The sequence below is a fragment of the Ruegeria sp. BHSC223 genome (assembly GCF_059613025.1).
This window is the reverse complement of sequence record NZ_JBXWRR010000004.1, coordinates 97,871-115,650: the sequence shown is the minus strand read 5'-3', so window position 1 is coordinate 115,650 and position 17,780 is coordinate 97,871. Positions and strand designations below refer to the sequence as shown.

The 17,780-nt window shown below is 64.3% G+C and carries 15 protein-coding genes; 7 read left to right on the top strand and 8 right to left on the bottom strand.

All coding sequences use genetic code 11. The features are described from left to right. The first annotated feature begins 53 nt into the window (after nucleotides 1–53). The 4 genes from AC2FNY_RS09595 (at nucleotide 54) to AC2FNY_RS09580 (ending at nucleotide 4,643) form a co-directional block, all read left to right on the top strand. A complete protein-coding gene (locus AC2FNY_RS09595; RefSeq protein WP_496802308.1) occupies nucleotides 54–1,073 on the top strand; it encodes a hypothetical protein in 1,020 nt (339 codons plus the stop codon). Nucleotides 1,074–1,153: 80 nt separating this feature from the next. Further along, on the top strand, nucleotides 1,154–2,566 hold the full coding sequence (locus AC2FNY_RS09590) for a di-heme oxidoreductase family protein (protein ID WP_496802307.1): 1,413 nt from the start codon (nucleotides 1,154–1,156) through the stop codon (nucleotides 2,564–2,566). Nucleotide 2,567: 1 nt separating this feature from the next. Beyond that, nucleotides 2,568–3,563: an imelysin family protein gene (locus tag AC2FNY_RS09585; protein ID WP_496802306.1), complete on the top strand. Its 996-nt coding sequence runs from the start codon at nucleotides 2,568–2,570 to the stop codon at nucleotides 3,561–3,563. Nucleotides 3,564–3,566: 3 nt separating this feature from the next. Next, the gene (locus AC2FNY_RS09580) at nucleotides 3,567–4,643 is read left to right on the top strand and encodes a DUF1513 domain-containing protein (protein WP_496802305.1); all 1,077 of its coding nucleotides are present in this window, start codon (nucleotides 3,567–3,569) and stop codon (nucleotides 4,641–4,643) included. Nucleotides 4,644–4,650: 7 nt separating this feature from the next. On the opposite strand, the gene AC2FNY_RS09575 is transcribed toward AC2FNY_RS09580, so the two are convergent. From AC2FNY_RS09575 to AC2FNY_RS09565, 3 genes are all read right to left on the bottom strand, one after another. Further along, nucleotides 4,651–5,157 (bottom strand): potassium channel family protein, encoded by a 507-nt coding sequence (locus AC2FNY_RS09575; RefSeq protein ID WP_234139239.1) that lies wholly within the window; start codon nucleotides 5,155–5,157, stop codon nucleotides 4,651–4,653. A gap of 67 nt (nucleotides 5,158–5,224) precedes the next feature. Then, nucleotides 5,225–6,130, bottom strand: coding sequence for an oxygen-dependent tRNA uridine(34) hydroxylase TrhO (gene trhO / locus AC2FNY_RS09570; protein ID WP_496802304.1), 906 nt, complete (start codon nucleotides 6,128–6,130; stop codon nucleotides 5,225–5,227). A gap of 76 nt (nucleotides 6,131–6,206) precedes the next feature. Next, entirely contained in the window at nucleotides 6,207–7,430 is a 1,224-nt protein-coding gene (locus tag AC2FNY_RS09565; RefSeq protein WP_496802303.1) for an Hsp70 family protein, read from the bottom strand. Between the two features lie 147 nt (nucleotides 7,431–7,577). On the opposite strand from AC2FNY_RS09565, the gene pncA reads away from it, so the two are divergent. The 3 genes from pncA (at nucleotide 7,578) to pncB (ending at nucleotide 11,852) form a co-directional block, all read left to right on the top strand. Beyond that, nucleotides 7,578–8,168, top strand: coding sequence for a bifunctional nicotinamidase/pyrazinamidase (gene pncA, locus AC2FNY_RS09560; protein ID WP_496802302.1), 591 nt, complete (start codon nucleotides 7,578–7,580; stop codon nucleotides 8,166–8,168). 78 nt (nucleotides 8,169–8,246) lie between these two features. Next, nucleotides 8,247–10,478, top strand: coding sequence for an ATP-binding protein (locus AC2FNY_RS09555; protein WP_496802301.1), 2,232 nt, complete (start codon nucleotides 8,247–8,249; stop codon nucleotides 10,476–10,478). Between the two features lie 30 nt (nucleotides 10,479–10,508). Beyond that, nucleotides 10,509–11,852, top strand: coding sequence for a nicotinate phosphoribosyltransferase (pncB, locus tag AC2FNY_RS09550; protein WP_496802300.1), 1,344 nt, complete (start codon nucleotides 10,509–10,511; stop codon nucleotides 11,850–11,852). A 56-nt stretch (nucleotides 11,853–11,908) separates the two neighbouring features. On the opposite strand, the gene AC2FNY_RS09545 is transcribed toward pncB, so the two are convergent. The 5 genes from AC2FNY_RS09545 to AC2FNY_RS09525 all read right to left on the bottom strand — a co-directional run bounded on the left by AC2FNY_RS09545 (nucleotide 11,909) and on the right by AC2FNY_RS09525 (nucleotide 17,765). Further along, nucleotides 11,909–12,823, bottom strand: a complete 915-nt coding sequence (locus AC2FNY_RS09545) for a DMT family transporter (protein ID WP_496802299.1) — start codon at nucleotides 12,821–12,823, stop codon at nucleotides 11,909–11,911. A gap of 2 nt (nucleotides 12,824–12,825) precedes the next feature. After that, a complete protein-coding gene (locus tag AC2FNY_RS09540; RefSeq protein WP_496802298.1) occupies nucleotides 12,826–14,277 on the bottom strand; it encodes an aldehyde dehydrogenase family protein in 1,452 nt (483 codons plus the stop codon). 133 nt (nucleotides 14,278–14,410) lie between these two features. Continuing rightward, complete coding sequence (locus tag AC2FNY_RS09535; RefSeq protein WP_496802297.1) at nucleotides 14,411–16,009, bottom strand: ABC transporter ATP-binding protein; 1,599 nt, start codon at nucleotides 16,007–16,009, stop codon at nucleotides 14,411–14,413. Further along, nucleotides 16,006–16,821, bottom strand: a complete 816-nt coding sequence (locus tag AC2FNY_RS09530; protein WP_234139248.1) for an ABC transporter permease — start codon at nucleotides 16,819–16,821, stop codon at nucleotides 16,006–16,008. The genes AC2FNY_RS09535 and AC2FNY_RS09530 overlap by 4 nt, the downstream gene beginning before the upstream one ends. Next, the gene (locus AC2FNY_RS09525; protein WP_234216729.1) at nucleotides 16,818–17,765 is read right to left on the bottom strand and encodes an ABC transporter permease; all 948 of its coding nucleotides are present in this window, start codon (nucleotides 17,763–17,765) and stop codon (nucleotides 16,818–16,820) included. Before AC2FNY_RS09525 ends, AC2FNY_RS09530 begins: the two co-directional genes overlap by 4 nt. Nucleotides 17,766–17,780 lie beyond the last annotated feature (15 nt).

The window sequence follows — 17,780 nt, the reverse complement described above, 5'->3', positions numbered from 1 at the left end:
AGCACAGCAAGCGACACATGCCCGCCAAGCTGCTCATCCAAGAAAGTAGCATCATGACTTACAAACATCTTGCGGCGCTGATCGGCGTCGCCGTGCTTTTTGCGGGAGCAACGCAGGCGCAAGAGGCGCCTGGCTTCACCTGGGAAGGCTCACTGGAACTGGAATACTCCCGCACCTTCAAATCGGACACGCCGGGCAATGAATTCGGTGCCGCCACCGGCACGCTTGACCTGTCGGGCGCCTATCGGTTCAACGACACCATCAGCGTCTTTGCCGCGCTGACGGGGGAGAGCGTGAATGACCCGGTTCCGGGTGACCGGTATTTCACCGACTGGGGTCTCTATATCAAAGAACTGGGCGTGCAGTTTGACACCGGCGCGGCCAGCTTCCAACTGGGCAAGGTCTCGCCTGTTTTCGGCATCGGCTGGGATCAGACGGCGGGGTTCTTTGCCGCCGATCTGGCCGAGGACTATGAGTTGACCGAGCAGCTGGGTGCTCTGGTCGCCGTTGATCTTGGATCCGCGGGAATGCTGCATGCGGGTCTGTTCTATGCCGATGACACCGCGCTCAGCCGGTCTGCCGGGTTCCGCCGGGGTCGCAACACCAGTGCAGCGGGTGGCGCGGGCAATACCGGGCGGCTCGATAACGGTGCGCTCACCTGGATCAAATCCTTTGGCGAGACCGAGCTGCGACTGGGTGTGCGCCATCTCAGCCGGGGCGCTGGTGACGTGAAATCCGAAAACGGCGTGGTGGCCAGTGTATTTCATTCGTTTCATAACATGCCGCTCGACCTGTTTGCCGAAGTGGCCAGTTTCAGCGGCTATGGCGGCACCGCCGACGATGCCACCTATGCCACGCTCAACGCTGCCTATACGCTGGGCGACGTCACCCTGTCGGGCACCTATGCCCGGCGTGATATCGACAGCACCGGCCTGACCGAACTTTTCTCGGTCGGCGCCGAATACGAGTTTGGTGAACGCTACCTTGTCGGTGCTGCATTGGCGCGGATCGAAGAGGCAGGAGCAGTGGATCATGTCTTTGGTGTGAACTTCGAGATCGCGTTGGGTGTATGAGCGGAAGAGGACCTCATATCGTCAAGATGTGCCGGGTGATCCCCTCCCGATGCCGGGGTCCTCTTGTCTTGCCGCTCACGATGGCGTTTGCCTTGCTCGCTCCGGTGGCCGAGGGCCAGACCCGTTCAGAATCCGAACGCAGGCGGATCGAGGCGGTCACCGCCCCGACAACCGGGTTTACAGCGGCGGAAGCATTCGAGCAGTTGCCCGGTGGGGCGGCTACCGTCTCTGGGGATCTCGGGCGCGAGGCGTTCTCGCGCCCTTCGGCCAATATGAGTTTCGAGCGAGAGCTTGATTTTCACCTGGGTCAGGCCCTGTTCGAAAAGCTCTGGGTGGCCTCTCCCGCCTCGACCAAAGCGTCCGACGGGCTGGGGCCGCTTTACAACGCGCGCAGCTGTCAGGCCTGCCATATCCGCGACGGGCGCGGTCAGGTTTCGGGCGGACCGGGGCTGGTATTGCGGGTGGGCAGGGTCCGGGACGACGGGGTGTTGCCCGATCCGCTGTTCGGTCTTCAGATACAGGACAGTGCCGTTCCCGGCTTGCGGCCCGAGGCAAGCGTCAGGATGACATATACCGAGACAGAGGTGGCTCTGATCGGGGGTGAGGTGGCGGTTCTGCGCAAGCCCCGATACCGGCTGGACGCGGCGCAGGGCGAGCTGCACAGCCAAAGCGCGCTCAGCCCCCGGTTGGCGCCGCAGATGATCGGGCTGGGCCTGCTCGAGGCGATCCCCGAGGCGGAGATATTGGCATATGCCGATGCGGACGACCGGGATGGCGACGGTATATCGGGGCGACCCAACCGGGTAGCTGATCTGGAGACCGGGCAGGAGGCGCTGGGCCGGTTCGGGTGGAAGGCGGGCGCGGCCACGGTCCTTGACCAGACGGCAGCGGCTTTTGCCTCGGATATCGGCATCTCCTCGCCACTGCTGCCCGCGCCGTGGGGCGACTGCACCGCGTTGCAGGTGGAATGCCGGAATGCTCCTCATGGCAATGGCGATCCGCGCGGGTCCGAGATCGACGGCCCGGCGCTGGCGCTGACCGCGTTTTACAGCCGCAACCTTGCGGTTCCGGCGCGGCGGGATGTGGATGACCCCGACGTGTTGCGGGGCAAGCGGGTGTTCTACAGCATCGGCTGCCCGGCCTGCCATGTGCCCAAACATGTGACTGCCCGGCTGAGCGATCGGCCCGAGCAAAGCTTTCAGCTGATCTGGCCCTATACCGATCTGTTGCTGCATGACATGGGCGACGGGCTGGCTGACGGGTTGCCGCACGGGGTGGCCACCGGGCGCGAATGGCGCACGGCACCGCTCTGGGGGATCGGCCTGACCGAACAGGTCAGCGGAGAGGCGCGTTTCCTGCATGACGGGCGGGCGCGCACATTGCTTGAAGCGGTGCTCTGGCACGGGGGCGAAGCAGCGGCGCAGCGCGATCGTGTGATTGACCTGACGCCCGAGGACCGCGTCGCCCTGATCCGGTTTCTGGAGAGTCTTTGAGATGAAACAGCTTGTTGCCCTGATCCTATGCCTTGTCGCCGCAACGGCATCCGCCGACCCGGTCGGTCGGGTGCTTGACTCTCATGTGTTACCGGGGTTCGCGCGGCTGGCGAAAGAGACAGCGTCGCTGGCCGCTGCTGCCGAGGTCGCGTGCGACGAGCGCGACCCTGATTTGCGCGCGGCGCTCAACGGCGCGCTTCGCGCCTGGGCCGGGGTCAGTCATCTGCGCTTTGGCCCGACCGAGGCAGAGAACCGCGCCTTTGCGCTGGCCTTCTGGCCCGACAGCCGGGGTATGACCCCCAAGGCGTTGGCCGGGCTGATCGCGGCAGAGGATCCGGTGGTGCAGGATGCACAGACGTTTGCCCAGGTCTCGGTCGCTGCGCGCGGGCTCTATGCGCTTGAGTTCCTGCTCTATGACGAGGATCCGGCGGGCAGCGACGCCTATCGCTGCGCGCTGATCCGCGCCATCGCGCGCGACAGTGCCGGGCTGGCACAGGCCATGGCGGCGGATTGGCATGACCGCTACGCGGCGCTGATGCGCGCACCGGGGCCGGACAGCCCCTATCGCAGCCAAGACGAGGCGATGCAGGAGCTGTTCAAGGCGCTGGGCACCGGGTTGCAGATCACCGCCGATCTGCGTCTGGGGCGGCCAATGGGGACATTCGACAAGCCGCGCCCAAAGCGGGCCGAGGCCTGGCGCGCAGGTCTTTCCCTGTCTCTGGTGATCGCCGCTTTGAACTCTCAGAAGCAGCTTGCCCTGATGCTGGCGGAGGGGGACGCCGGGCTGCAAGAGCGGCTTGGCGCAACCTTTGACCGTGCATTGGCCAGCGCGGCGGCCTTGGACGATCCCGCCTTAGCTGGTGTCGCCACACCTGACGGACGTGTCCGGGTTGAGGCGCTGCAACAACGGGTCAACGAGATCCGTGAATTGGTGGCGCAGGAGCTGGGGCCGGAACTGGGGGTTTCGGCCGGTTTCAACGCATTGGACGGGGATTGAGCGATGACCACACGACGCGGATTTCTGGTCGGGTTGGCGGCGGCGGGTCTGACCCCGCGCGCCAGTTGGGCCGATGCGGGTGCGCCCGCTTTCCTGACCGCCGGACGCGCCGCGGATGGCAGCTATAACCTCTATGGTCTGGATACAGATGGCAGGCCGCTGTTCCAGTTGCCGATCCCGGACCGGGGCCATGCCGCCGCCGCCCATCCCGAACGGGCCGAGGCGGTGGCCTTTGCGCGCCGACCGGGTCGGTTCGCGTTGGTGCTGAACTGTGTGAGCGGAGCGGAAATCGCCCGGCTGAGCGCGCCCGAGGGGCGGCATTTCTACGGGCATGGCGCCTTTGATGCCGAGGGCCGGACCCTGTTCACCACCGAAAACGATTACGAGGCCGGACAGGGCCGGATCGGGCTGTGGGACGCCAGCGCAGGCTATCGCCGGATCGGCGAGTTTGGTTCAGGCGGGGTCGGCCCACATGACATCCGCCTGATGCCGGACGGCAAGTCTCTGGTGGTGGCCAATGGCGGGGTGGAAACCCATCCCGACACCGGCCGGGTCAAGCTGAACCTGCCGGTGATGCAGCCCAACCTGAGTTATCTTTCGCTGTCGGGCGAGGTGCTGGAGGTGGCCCAGATGCCTCCCGAGCACCGGATGAACTCGATCCGTCACCTTGATCTGCGCGCCGACGGGCTGGTGGCATTTGCCATGCAATGGCAGGGCGAGACGAGCGATTTGCGCCCGGTTCTGGGTCTGCACCGGCGCGGCGCTCCGCCGATTGCGGTGACAGGGTCCGAGGCAGAGATGCGCGCCATGAGCGGCTATGGCGGCAGCGTCATCTTCTACGACGGGGGCAGGCGCGTCGCGGTGTCCTCCCCCCGCGGCGGGCTGGTGCAACTGAGCGATGTCGCGACGGGCCGGATCGCCGGAGGGGTCGCGATCACCGATGCCTGCGGGCTGGGCGTGACCGGCGGCGCGCTGGTCGCCTCGTCGGGCAGCGGTGTCTTCACCCGCGTCGGCGGCGAGGTCGCCAGCCGGTCCGCGATTGCCTGGGACAATCACCTGGTGGCGGTCAACGGAGGATGAGGCCGCGCTATTCTTTGGAATTCCTTTCGTGCGAGGCGACAGCCACCGCCGCCGACACAAACAGGCCGAGCAGAATGTAACCGGTCACAGCCTCGGCTACAGCCAGGCCGCGGCACGTCCCGACTGGTTGCAGATCGCCGTAGCCGACCGTGGTAAACGTGACATACGAGAAGTACAGCAGTTCCGAGGGACGCTGCGCTCCGATAATGCAATTGTCCGAATACCCGAAGGACGCATAGACGGCAGCATAGAGAAAAGGCACGGACTGGATGAAGGATATGCCCATCAGCACGACCTGATGCTTGGGCTGACCGATCCGAACGACATAGGTCCAAAGCTGCATCAGCAGCCATGCCGCCAGAACGATCGTGGAAATGGAACCCAAGGTCCCGCCCGCGACCCCTTCGTCTACCTGTGACAGGATACGGAAGGCCAAGCTGCTGACGATGACCATTCCGGCCGCGGCGATCATGGTGCCGCGCCACTCGCGCGTCAGGGAGTGCGGTTTGGTCATGTGCTGTTCCTCGATTTCCGGCTTCGATCATCTCTTGCCGGCCGAGTTCAAGCAAGCATTCAGAAGCTTAATGCGAGGCCAGATGCTCCTCGCCCCGCGCACGGGCCAGGGCGATCTGTTTCTGCCGCTCTCGGAACCGCATCTTGTCAGCCTCCGAGGTCTCGTCGATGCACAGGTGGCAGCTGACCCCATGCTCGTATTCCGGGCGATTGCGATCCTCGGGCAGGATCGGGCGGCGGCAGCCATGGCACAGCTCGTGCGGCCCCTCGACCAGCCCATGCCCGACCGAGACCCGGTTGTCGAAGACGAAACATTCGCCCTGCCAGGTGCTGTTGTCGGCGGGTATCTCTTCGAGATAGCGCAGGATGCCGCCCTTGAGGTGATAGACATCCTCGACCCCCTGACCCAGCAGGTAATTGGTCGATTTCTCGCAGCGGATGCCGCCGGTGCAGAACATCGCCACCCGCTTGTTGTGGAACCGCTCCTTGTTGGCTTCCCACCAGGCGGGAAAGTCGCGAAAGCTTTCGGTCATCGGGTCGATGGCGCCTTCGAAGGTGCCGATGGCGACCTCGTAATCGTTGCGGGTGTCGATCAGCACCACATCGTCCGAGCGGATCAGGTCGTTCCAATCCTCAGGCTCGACATAGTGGCCGACGCGCGCGCGCGGGTCGACATCCGGCTGGCCCATGGTGACGATCTCTTGCTTCAGCCGCACCTTCATCTTGCCAAAGGGCGGGTGGTCGCTGGTCGCCTCTTTCCACTCAAGATCAGAGCAACCCGGCAAGGCGCGGATGTGGGCCAGCACCGCGTCGATCCCGGTGCGCGGTCCGGCGATGGTGCCGTTGATCCCCTCTTTGGCCAGCAGCAGCGTGCCCTTGACCTCCTGCGCCAGACACAGGTCAAGCAGGGCGGGTTTCAGGGTGGCCGGGTCGGCGAAACGGGTGAAGTGGTAGAGTGCGGCGATCGTGTACATGCCCGCGCCATACGCCGCGCCGCGCCCGATTTCAAGAGGCGCGGCAAGGGGTGAAACATGCGTTTTCGATGTTGTTTTATTGGTCTTCGCTGGCCAGTGCGAGGCCGTGAACCACGGCGGTGAATACTTCGGAATCCTGTTGTTGGGCGCCCGGCAGGACGCGCCCCAGCGCGGCGCGGATCACCCCCATCAGGCTGGAGCCGCCGACAAACACGACCTGATCGACGCTGTCCGGGGCAACACCCGCATCTTGTACCGTCTGCATGGCGCAGGTGGCGATATCATCGGCGCAACCGGCCAATGCCGCCTGCATCGCCGCATTGCTCAGATCGGCGCCCAGCCCACGTTCGACGACATCCAGCGCGATGCGGCCCGCCTCGGCCCCATTTGCGGCGATCTTGCCCGCCTCGACCGCATAGGCCACGTCATGGCCCAGATGCGATTCCAGCACATCGGCCAGCCGTTCGAACAGGCGGGGCTGTTCGGCCAGACGGACCCAGCGCCGCACCTCGCGCAGGGTGGCGGGGTCATAGACAAAGGCGATCTTTTCCCAGCTGGCCAGATCGTGGAACAGGGCCCGGGGGGCGCTGTGGCTGGCCTCGCCCAGCTCTGCCCCGATCCGGGTCTCGTACCCCATCAAGGGCATGGCGTGATCAAGGCTGAGTATCCGGTCGAAATCGGTCCCGCCGATGCGCAGACCCCGGCTGGCCAACACTTGTGTGGCCGTTCCCTGGCGGTCGCACAGGGTGAAATCCGAGGTGCCACCACCGATATCGACGATCAGTATGCGGCCCTGACCCGCCACCGCCAGCGCCGCCGCCTCGGGTTCGGGCAGAAAGCTCACCTCGCGAAACCCGGCCAGCAGATAGGCGTCGCGCAGGTCGGTACAGGCCTGCGCGTCGCGCGCGGCAGAGGCAGAGTGGAAATGCACCGGTCGGCCCGACAGGGCGCGGTCAAAGCGCTCTCCGCTCAGCCGTTCGGCACGCGTCCGGATCTCGGCCAGAAAACGGGCGATAACCTCGATCAGGGTCAGCCGCTCGTTCAGGAACATGCGCGGTTCGCGGGCCAGCGGGGTGCCCAGAATGCTTTTCAGCCCGCGCAGAAAACGGCCCTCTTGCCCGTCCATCATGGCGCGGGCGGCGTCGCTGCCATAGACATAGCGGCGCGCGGCAAAGTCGATGAAGACGGCGGTCGGCAGGGTCTGCGCGCCCGGTTCCAGCGGCAGCACCCGGGGGTGCCCCGCCTGCACCAGTCCCGCAGCGGTGTTGGACGTTCCGAAATCCACGCCAAGACGTGCCATGACTTCCCTCCCGGTTTTTGCGAAAGGCGCCCGGATATCGCAGGGCGACAGACAAGGCAACGGGGGTTTTCACACACCGCCCGGCGCAAAGGGAGCTTTTCGGCGATCACGCCACGCGCTAGGCTCGGCCCCAAAAGGGAGGCGCAAATGCATGGCTTGATCGTGATCGACGTCCAGAACGATTTCTGCCCCGGCGGCGCGCTGGCGGTGCCCGAGGGCGACGCGGTGGTGGCGCCGATCAACGCCATGATGGCGGATTTCGATGCGGTGCTCCTGACGCAGGATTGGCACCCGGCTGGGCATTCCTCTTTCGCTTCGTCCCATCCGGGCAAGGCTCCGTTCGAGATGATCGACATGGCCTATGGGCCGCAGGTGCTGTGGCCCGACCATTGCGTGCAGGGCAGCCCGGGCGCCGCGTTTCACCCGGCGCTGCGGACCGATGCCGACCTGATCCTGCGCAAGGGGTTCCGGGTCGCGATCGACAGCTATTCGGGGTTTTTCGAAAACGATCGCAGCACGCCCACGGGCCTGGAGGGCTATCTGCGCAGCCGGGGCATCACCCGGCTGACGCTTGTCGGGCTCGCCACCGATTTCTGCGTTCAGTATTCCGCATTGGATGCAGCGCGGTTGGGCTTTGCCGTCGAGGTGCGGATGCAGGCCTGCCGCGCGATTGATCTGGACGGCTCTCTGGCCGCGGCTGTTTCCGCGATGAAGGCGGCCGGAGTCACGCTGACCTGAGGCACGGTTGCGATTTGTTAACGGACTGAAAGGTATAGATTCGGAGCGAAAGGTCATGATCTATCCTTGGGGTCGCCGATGCATGTTGCCGGGTCGCCCGATGTCGACCACCTATCTGACTATGAACGAAGATACAGCAGGCGCGGCCTGCTGATCCGCTACGCGCGCGGGCGGGTCAAGAATTTCGCCAGTCGCCAGATCATGACTTTTGCAGGTGGTTTCGTCCTTGCCATGACCGAGGGGCTGCGTACCGCCAGCCTGGCGGTGATCGTTGCCCTGTTGGGCGAGGTGATAGATTGTCTGTACCTCAATCGTTTGCCGGAACGATTGCGCAACGGGTACGGATATCGCCGGCTTCTGATCGGCAGCACCCTCACCGCCTTCGTTCAGGCTCTGACGATCAGCTATTGCGTCTGGCTGGCATGGACGGGTGCGCGCAGCGGGGTGTCACCGCTGTTCATCGGCTCGTTCCTGGCGGGGGCGGCCATCAATGCCGGGCTTGTGCTGCCGTTTCATCGCCCCGCCGCCGTGGCGCGGCTGGCGGTCTACGCCGGGATCACGCAATACCTCTTCCTGATCGAAGCGATAAAGCCGGGCAGGGCCGGGGATGCCCTGTTCCTGAACGCGGCCGGCGCGGTGATGCTGGCCTTTATGGTAGGGTTGTTCCTGAACTTCGTGAACTGGGGCTTTCGTCAGCACCGGCGCACCACGCTGGACCTGATTGAACAAGGGCGCGATCTGGTCCGGCATCAGAAAGAGGCGCAACTGTTGTCGCTGGTTGCCCGCAATGCCAATGACAGTGTCATTCTGGCCGATAACCAGGGACATATCGTCTGGACCAACGAGACCTTTACCCGAACCACCGGTTACACTCTGGACGAGGCCAAGGGGCGCTATCCCGGCGAGTTGCTGAATGGCGACAAGACAGACCTTGAGGTCTCGAATGCGATAGCCGTTGCCGTTGAGGCCGGCCGCCCATTTCGGACCGAGATTTTGAATGTGACCAAGGACGGCCGCGAGATCTGGATGGAAACCAATCTGGTGCCGGTGCTGGATAAGGACGGCAAGGTCGAAGTCACCGTTGCCATCGAGCGTGACGTAACAGCCGCCAAGGCACAGGCTGAGGAGTTGGCCGCCGCGCGTGTCGCCGCCGAAGAGGGCGCGCGCGCCAAGGCCGAGTTTCTGGCCACGATGAGCCACGAGATCAGGACGCCTATGAACGGTGTCGTGGGCATGGCCGAGCTGTTGTCGGAAACCAAGCTTTCTATCGAGCAGCGGCAATATGTCGATACGATCCGAAGCTCTTCGACCGCCTTGTTGGCGATCATCAATGACGTTCTGGAACTGTCGCGTCTGGATGCCAGCAAAATGGAACTGAATCCGGTGAATTTCGATCCGGTGGCCTGTGTCAGGGATACTATGCGCCTGCTTAGGCCGCAGGCCCAGGCCAAGGGGTTGCGGCTGGCGCTTGAAACGGGGGCCGAGGTTCCTCCCCTCGTGCTTGGTGACGATGGGCGCTTGCGTCAGGTTCTGATCAACCTGCTTGGTAACGCGATCAAGTTCACTGAACGCGGCGGTGTGGTCCTGCGTTTGCGGTCCGAGGCGCAGGGCGAGGGATATCTGTTGACGCTTGAGGTCGAGGATACCGGCATTGGCATCGCCGCTGACAAGATCGAGCGGGTGTTCGAGCGGTTCTCGCAGGCGGATGCCGACACCACGCGCCTTTACGGCGGAACCGGTCTTGGGCTGACAATCTCGCGCGAATTGGTCGCGTTGATGGGCGGGCGGATCACCGTTGACTCGACGCTTGGGCGGGGGTCGTGCTTTACGCTCCGCTTGCCGTTGGGACCGCCCGGCGACAACGCCGGGCAATCGGGCGGACAACTGCTGTCACAGGGAGAGATTGACCGGTTTCGCGGCCTGTGCGTGCTGGTTGCCGACGACAACCGGGTCAACCGATTGCTCATGGGCAAGTTCCTGGCCGACCTGCCGATTCGTCTGGATTTTGCCCATGACGGTCAGCAGGCGGTTGCCATGGCGCAGCGGCAAAAGCCGGATATCGTGTTCATGGATATGTCGATGCCGGTGATGAGCGGTATTGAGGCGACCCGGCAGATCCGCGCCTCAGAGGGTAGGCAACCGCTGATCGTAGCGTTGACCGCAAACACGTTCGACAGCGACCGCGAGGCCTGTCTTGCCGCCGGGATGGATGATTTCCTCAGCAAACCGGTGGGTCGGGCCGATCTGTTTCGTTGCCTATTGCACCATTTGCCGCCCCCTGACGCGAACCCAAAAACCGCATCTGGCTGAGCACGCACCGCAATTCCCGGGTGAATTGCCATGGCGGTTCGGCTGGCGTATCCATGGGTGACCTTTTCCGAACGAGGGCTATCCGTGGACATCGCAACCCGCGTCTATAATCACAAATGGAAGATCGATCCGATCGTCCGGTCGCTGATTGATACCGATTTCTATAAGTTGCTGATGTGCCAATCGGTGTTCCGCAACAAGCCCGACACTCAGGTCACCTTTTCCCTGATCAATCGCACGACGCGGATCCCGCTGGCCCGGCTGATCGACGAGGGAGAGTTGCGCGAACAACTTGACCACATCCGGTCTCTGCGCCTGAGCCGGGGTGAAAGCACATGGCTGCGCGGAAACACATTCTATGGCAAACGCCAGATGTTCCGTCCGGATTTCATGGAATGGTTCGAGGGGCTGCAATTGCCGCCCTACCATCTGGAACGCCGTGACGATCAATATGAGCTGACCTTCGAGGGCAATTGGCCCGAGGTGATGCTGTGGGAGATACCGGCGCTGGCAGTGCTGATGGAACTGCGCTCGCGCGCGGTACTGCATGATATGCGCCGGTTCGAATTGCAGATCCTCTATGCCCGCGCGATGACCCGGGTCTGGGAGAAGATCGAACGCCTGCGCGGGATCGATGGGCTGACAATCGCTGATTTTGGCACCCGTCGGCGGCACTCCTTTCTGTGGCAGGATTGGTGTGTGCAAGCCATGATCGAAGGGTTGGGGGCGAAATTCACCGGCACATCAAATTGCCTGATCGCAATGCGGCGCGAGGTCGAGGCGATCGGCACCAACGCGCATGAATTGCCGATGGTCTATAGCGCCCTGGCCGAGACCGACACTGAACTGGCGCGCGCGCCTTACGACGTGCTGAGCGACTGGCACGAGGAGCATGACGGCAACCTGCGTATCATCCTGCCCGATACCTATGGCACCAAGGGGTTTCTGGAGCGTGCGCCGGATTGGCTGGCGGGCTGGACCGGCATCCGGATCGACAGCGGTGATCCGGCTGAAGGGGCCGAAACCGCCATTGCCTGGTGGCGGGATCGCGGTGAGGATCCAACCGAGAAGCGTATCATCTTCTCGGACGGGCTCGACGTGGACAAGATAGCCGAACTGCATGCCCGGTTTGCCGGGCGGGCCAAGATATCCTTCGGCTGGGGCACTTTGCTGACCAATGACTTCAGGGGGCTGGTACCGGACGATGGGCTGGCACCGTTCTCGCTGGTGTGCAAGGCGGTCTCGGCCAATGGGCGCCCGACTGTAAAGTTGAGCGACAATCCGGAAAAGGCGATGGGTCCCGCCAACGAGGTCGCGCGCTACAAGCGGGTGTTCGGGGTGGGGCAGCAAACCAGTTATGCCGTAGAGGTGTGAACCGAAATCCGGCACGGATTTCGGGTCGTTTTCCGACCCGGAAAACGGGACGAATTTCATTCTGAAATTCGTCGCCCTGCCCGCGATCTGATCCTTTCGCGCCAAACGATCATCAGCCCACCACCCGCGATGAGAAACGCGCCAGGGAACAGATCGGCCCAAGGGGTTTCGTCGAACACCAGCCAGCCCGCGACAAAGGCGATGGGAATGCCGAAATAGCTGAAGGGGGCCAGATTGCTCTGCTCGGTCATCCGGTAGGAGGCCACCAGACACAGCACCGCTGTTCCTCCGAACCCTCCCATTGCAGCGATCCATCCCAGGTCTGACCATTGGACAAGCGGGGTGAACCCGCCGCTCAGCAGCGCCAGCGCCAGCGCCCCGAAAAGAGCGGCCACAACCGAATAGAGGTTGATCAGCGCGCTTGGCACCGCGCTGTCCATCTGCCGCGCCGACACCCCGGTCAGCGCATAGAGGAACGCAGCCCCCAGCGGCGCCAGCGCATCCGGCGAGAAACTGTCGCTGCCAGGCTTCATCACCATCAGCACCCCGGCAAAGCCCAGCAGCACCGCGGCCCAGCGCATCAGGCCGACACGCTCACCCAGCAGAGGCACCGCAAGCGCGGTCATGAACACCGCATTGGCATAGGTGATGGTCGAGGCGGTCGCAAAGGCCAACTTGCCCAGCGAATAGTAGAACAGGAACTGGGCAAAGGTCACATAGACCCCGCGCATCAGCCCCAGGCGCCACTGCCGGATCCGCAGAGGCCGCCCTGCACTGTGCCAGGCACGCGATGACCACAGCGCAATCACGCTGGGAAAGACCCCGAAAAAGTTGCGATAGGCCGAAAGTTCCGCCGCCCCATAGCGCGGCGACAGGTACTTGATGATCAGCCCCATCATGTCGAACAGGACCAGCGCCAGCAGCGACAGCAGGATGGCAAGAACCACGTTATCTCCGCTGCGCGCGCTCATCCTCAGCCGTGCCGTGCGGCGACTGTCTTGAGCTGCGAAAAGCCGTAAAGCGCCTCGAACCCTTTCTCGCGCCCGTGACCGGATTTCCCAACCCCGCCAAAGGGTAACTCGACCCCGCCGCCAGCACCGTAATTGTTGATAAAGACCTGTCCGGCCCGCAACCGCTTGGCCAGCCGCATCTGGCGCGCGCCGTCGCGGGTCCAGATGCTCGCGACCAGCCCGTAATCGGTGCCATTGGCGATCTCGACGGCCTGTTCTTCGGTGTCAAACGGGATCAGGACCTGCACCGGGCCAAAGATCTCGTCCCGGGCCAGCGCATGATCGGGAGGCACATCGGCGAAAAGCGTCGGGCGGACATAAGCCCCCGACGCCGGCGCGTGATCCACGATCCGGCCCTGCGCCGCGATGGTCAGGTCGGCGCCCTTGCCCAGAAACCCGGTCACGATCTCCTTTTGACGGGCCGAGATCAGCGGACCGACGCGCAAGTCTTCCATCGCCGGGCCTACGGTCAGCTCGGAATAGGCGGCAACCATCCGCGCCTTGACCTCTTCATACACACCGCGCTGGGCCAGAATCCGCGAAGAGGCAGAGCAGGTCTGGCCGGCATTCTGGCATCCGGCATTCACCAGGAACGGCAGCGCAGCTTCCAGATCGGCATCGTCGAACACCAGTTGCGGCGACTTGCCCCCAAGCTCCAGCGTCACCGGCACCACGTTGCGCCCCGCCGCCTGTTGCACCAGCGCGCCGGTGGCGACCGATCCGGTGAACGAGATATGATGCACGCCGGGATGCGCCGACAGTGCCGCGCCCGCCTCGGCCCCCAGCCCCGGAACCACGTTCAGCGCGCCGGCGGGTAGTCCCGCCTGCATCGCCAGATCGGCAAAGGCCAGCGCGGTCAGACAGGCCTCTTCCGCCGGTTTCAACACGCAGGCATTGCCCATGGCCAGCGCCGCCCCGACCGAGCGGCCGATGATCTGCATCGGATAGTTCCAGGGTACGATATGGCCGGTGACCCCGTGCGGCTCGCGCAGGGTATAGACGGTATAGCCGTCGAGATAGGGAATGGTCTCGCCCATCACCTTGTCGGCGGCACCGCCGTAGAATTCGCAATACCGCGCCAGCGCGACCGCATCGGCGCGGGCCTGGGTCAGCGGCTTGCCCACGTCCGCGGCCTCGATCACTGCCAGATCCTCGACCCGCTCCAGCACCAACTGGCCCAGCCGAGACAGGATACGGCCCCGTTCGGTCGCGGTCATCCGGCCCCAGTCACCAGCCAGTGCAGTCTCTGCCGCGATTACGGCAGCGTCGATATCAGGCGCGGTGCCACGGGCGATGCGACAGATCTCGGAGCCGTCAGAGGGGTTGATCAGTGGCAGTGTGTCACTGCTGGCAGCCGATTGCCATTGGCCACGGATGAGGCAGAGCGTGGGATCGAACCAGAGGGGAAGGGTCATTGCGGTCTCCTTGTCGATGGCAAAGCAATAGGTTTTCGAAATCGGCTATCGTTCGGGGGCAGGTCGGACTGATTGGTCAGAGCAGTTGCGCGGCTGTGTTCCCTGGCTTGGGGAATAATTGCCAGAAGAAGGGTCATGCCTGTCGCGCTCCGGTTTCGGGAAGCTGTGGCGCGGCGGCGATCAAGGCGCGGGTATAGGGATGCGCGGGGTCGGAAAAGACCTGTTCTGTATCTCCTTGCTCCACGATGCGGCCCGATTGCATCACCAGCACCCGGTCGGTGATCGTGCGCACAACGCTCAGGTCATGGCTGATGAACAGATAGGTCAGGTCATATTCGGAGCAAAGCTGCGCCAGCAGGTCGAGGATCTGCGCCCGGACCGAGACATCAAGCGCCGAAACCGCCTCGTCGAACAGGATCAACTGCGGCCGGATGATCAGCGCGCGGGCGATGGCGATGCGCTGGCGCTGGCCGCCGGAAAACTCGTGGATGTACTTGCCCGCATCGTCGGGCGACAGGCCGACGGCGTTCAGCATCTCGGCAATGCGGTCGCTGCGGTCCGACCCGGTTGGTGGCGCATCGAGCAGGTGAAACGGTTCGGTCACCAGCCGGTCGACCCGGTGACGCGGGTTGAAGCTGCCGTAAGGATCCTGAAACACCACCTGCATGCGGCGGCGGATTTCGGGATTGGCACGTTTGCCGTCAAAGACCGGTTGCCCCGCCAGACGGATTTCGCCGCCCTGAACCGGTTCCAGCCCCAGGATGGCACGTGTCAGGGTGGACTTGCCACAACCGGATTCGCCGACCAGCCCCAGCCGTTCGCCCCGGTTCAGGGTAAAGCTGACATGATCGACGGCGCGGTGATGGCCCGGGCGCGCAAACAGCCGGGTGCGCGGCAGGGCATAGTCGCGCACGACATCCGACACTTCCAGCAGCGGCGCAGGTGGCGGTGGCGCGGGCAGGGTCACGCGGTGATCCGAGGCGGCGAACAGCATCCTTGTATAGGGGTGGCTCATACCGGTCAGCAGCCGCTGGGTCGGGGCGGCCTCGACCACCTCGCCATGGCGCATGACGGTGATATGGTCGGCCATATCGGCCACCACGGCCAGATCATGGGTGATCATCAGCATGCCCATGCCGTATTCCTGCACCAGCCCCTTGAGCAGGTCGAGGATCTGCGCCTGCGTGGTGACGTCGAGCGCGGTGGTCGGCTCGTCCGCGATCAGCAGTTTCGGGCGCAGCGCGATGGCCATGGCGATGACCACGCGCTGGCGCTGGCCGCCGCTGAGTTCGTGCGGATAGCGCGACAGCGGGAACCGGTCGGGCGGCAGGCCGACGCGGGTCAGAACCTCGCGCGCGCGCTCTTCGGCCCTGTCGGGCGTCATCGCCTCGTGGATCAGGATCGTCTCCATCACCTGATCGCCGATGGTCTTGACCGGGTTCAGCGCCGTCATCGGTTCCTGAAACACCATGCCGACCGCCGCGCCGCGCAGGGCGCACATCTGCGCCTCGGGCAGGGTCAGAATTTCTTGACCGTCCAGCTGGATCGAGCCGCTGGCGCGCGCGCCTCCGGGCAACAGCTGCATCACTGCCAGCGCCGTCATCGACTTGCCCGAGCCGCTCTCGCCGGTGACGGCGACGATCTCACCCGGCGCGATGGTCAGGTTCACGCGCTTGAGGATCTCATAGGCATGGATCGAGAGCGACAGGTCGGTGATCTGCAACAGGCTCATGTGCGGGCCACCCTGAGCCGGGGGTCAAGCCAGTCGCGCAGCCCGTCACCCATCAGGTTCAGCCCCAGCACGGTCAGGATGATGGCCAGCCCCGGAATCAGTGCGAGATGCGGCGCGAAACTGACCATGGTCTGTGCATCGGCCAGCATCCGGCCCCAGCTGGGCGTCGGCGGTTGCGCGCCAAGTCCGACATAGCTCAGCCCCGCTTCGGCCAGAATGCCCAGCGAGAACTGGATGGTGCCCTGCACGATCAACAGGTTGGCCACGTTGGGCAGGATATGTTCGGCCGAAATGCGCGCCGCACCCTTACCCGCGACGCGCGCGGCCAGGATGAACTCGCGCTCCCACAGGCTGAGCGCCGCGCCACGGGTGATGCGGGCAAAGACGGGGATGTTGAAGATGCCGATCGCGATGATGGCGTTGACGGCGCCAGCGCCAAAGACCGCGGTGATCAGGATGGCGATCACCAGCGAGGGGAAGGCAAAGACCAGATCGTTGCCGCGCATGATCAACTCGTCCAGCCACGACCCCTTGCGCGCCGCGGCGGTCAGGCCCAGCGGTACGCCCAGGCTCATGCCGATGCCCACGGCCAACAGGGCCACCGCAATCGAGGTGCGCGCACCGACCATGATCATCGAAAACATGTCACGTCCGAAATGATCGGTACCGAACCAGTGTTGCGCATTCGGTGTTTGCAGTTTGGCCGGGATGTTCAGCGCGGTGTGGTCGTAGGGAGTCCAGATGAAAGAGATGAGCGCTGCCAGTACCACCAGCGAGGAAAGGCCCGTGCCCAGGATCAGGTTGCGGCTCATGTCCGGGACCTCAGGCGCGGGTCGACGAGAGCATAGGCCAGGTCGACCAGGAAATTGACCACGATCACGGCAAAGACCAACAGCATGACAACCGATTCCACCACGATCAGGTCGCGCGCCGAGATGGCCTGAAATACCAGCCGTCCGAGGCCGGGCAGATAGAACACCTGCTCGATGATGATCGATCCCGCCAGCAGGAACGAGAATTGCAGGCCGATGATGGTCAGCACCGGGATCAGCGCATTGCGCAGCCCGTGCCGCCACAGCGCCTGGCGGCGGGTCAGGCCCTTGGCCCGCGCGGTGCGCATGAAATCCTCGCCCAGAATGTCGAGCAGGGCCGAGCGCATCACCCGAGCCAGGATCGCCGCCTGAGGCAGGGCCAGCGCAATGGCGGGCAGGGTCAGCGAGTGCAGGCCCGCGACGAGCCCCTTGTCCCAGCCGGCAAAGCCGCCCGCGTTGAACCAGCGCAGGTTGATCGCAAAAATCAGCACCAGCATCATGGCGAACCAGAAATTAGGCACCGCGACGCCCAGCTGGGTCGCGCCCATCACCGCCAGATCGCCGGGTTTGCCCCGGCGGGCTGCGGCATAGATACCGGCGGGCAGGGCGATGGCGGTGGACAGCGCCAGCGCGTAGAGCGCGAGCGGCAGCGACACCCAGAGCCGGTCCGCGATCATCTGCGAGACAGGGGTGCGATAGGTATAAGAGGTACCGAAATCGCCGCGCAGCATGCCGGTCACCCAGCTGACATAGCGTTCGGCCTTTGACTGATCCAGACCCAGCTCTGTGCGCAGCGCGGCCAGCGTATCGGGTTGCGCGTTGACGCCCAGCATGAACGAGGCCGGATCCCCCGGGGCGATCTCGATCACCGCAAAGATGACCAGGCTTGCAATGGCCAGGCTGATCGTCAGCGAGAGCGCGCGTTTCAGGCTGTAGCGGAGCATGTCGGGTCGATGCCA

What these genes read in the sequence shown, in the direction of transcription:
- AC2FNY_RS09595 (WP_496802308.1), top strand. Translation starts at nt 54, where the DNA reads ATGACTTACAAACATCTTGCGGCGCTGATCGGCGTCGCCGTGCTTTTT.
- AC2FNY_RS09590 (WP_496802307.1), top strand. Translation starts at nt 1,154, where the DNA reads ATGGCGTTTGCCTTGCTCGCTCCGGTGGCCGAGGGCCAGACCCGTTCA.
- AC2FNY_RS09585 (WP_496802306.1), top strand. Translation starts at nt 2,568, where the DNA reads ATGAAACAGCTTGTTGCCCTGATCCTATGCCTTGTCGCCGCAACGGCA.
- AC2FNY_RS09580 (WP_496802305.1), top strand. Translation starts at nt 3,567, where the DNA reads ATGACCACACGACGCGGATTTCTGGTCGGGTTGGCGGCGGCGGGTCTG.
- AC2FNY_RS09575 (WP_234139239.1), bottom strand. Translation starts at nt 5,157, where the DNA reads ATGACCAAACCGCACTCCCTGACGCGCGAGTGGCGCGGCACCATGATC.
- trhO (WP_496802304.1), bottom strand. Translation starts at nt 6,130, where the DNA reads ATGTACACGATCGCCGCACTCTACCACTTCACCCGTTTCGCCGACCCG.
- AC2FNY_RS09565 (WP_496802303.1), bottom strand. Translation starts at nt 7,430, where the DNA reads ATGGCACGTCTTGGCGTGGATTTCGGAACGTCCAACACCGCTGCGGGA.
- pncA (WP_496802302.1), top strand. Translation starts at nt 7,578, where the DNA reads ATGCATGGCTTGATCGTGATCGACGTCCAGAACGATTTCTGCCCCGGC.
- AC2FNY_RS09555 (WP_496802301.1), top strand. Translation starts at nt 8,247, where the DNA reads ATGCATGTTGCCGGGTCGCCCGATGTCGACCACCTATCTGACTATGAA.
- pncB (WP_496802300.1), top strand. Translation starts at nt 10,509, where the DNA reads ATGGCGGTTCGGCTGGCGTATCCATGGGTGACCTTTTCCGAACGAGGG.
- AC2FNY_RS09545 (WP_496802299.1), bottom strand. Translation starts at nt 12,823, where the DNA reads ATGAGCGCGCGCAGCGGAGATAACGTGGTTCTTGCCATCCTGCTGTCG.
- AC2FNY_RS09540 (WP_496802298.1), bottom strand. Translation starts at nt 14,277, where the DNA reads ATGACCCTTCCCCTCTGGTTCGATCCCACGCTCTGCCTCATCCGTGGC.
- AC2FNY_RS09535 (WP_496802297.1), bottom strand. Translation starts at nt 16,009, where the DNA reads ATGAGCCTGTTGCAGATCACCGACCTGTCGCTCTCGATCCATGCCTAT.
- AC2FNY_RS09530 (WP_234139248.1), bottom strand. Translation starts at nt 16,821, where the DNA reads ATGAGCCGCAACCTGATCCTGGGCACGGGCCTTTCCTCGCTGGTGGTA.
- AC2FNY_RS09525 (WP_234216729.1), bottom strand. Translation starts at nt 17,765, where the DNA reads ATGCTCCGCTACAGCCTGAAACGCGCGCTCTCGCTGACGATCAGCCTG.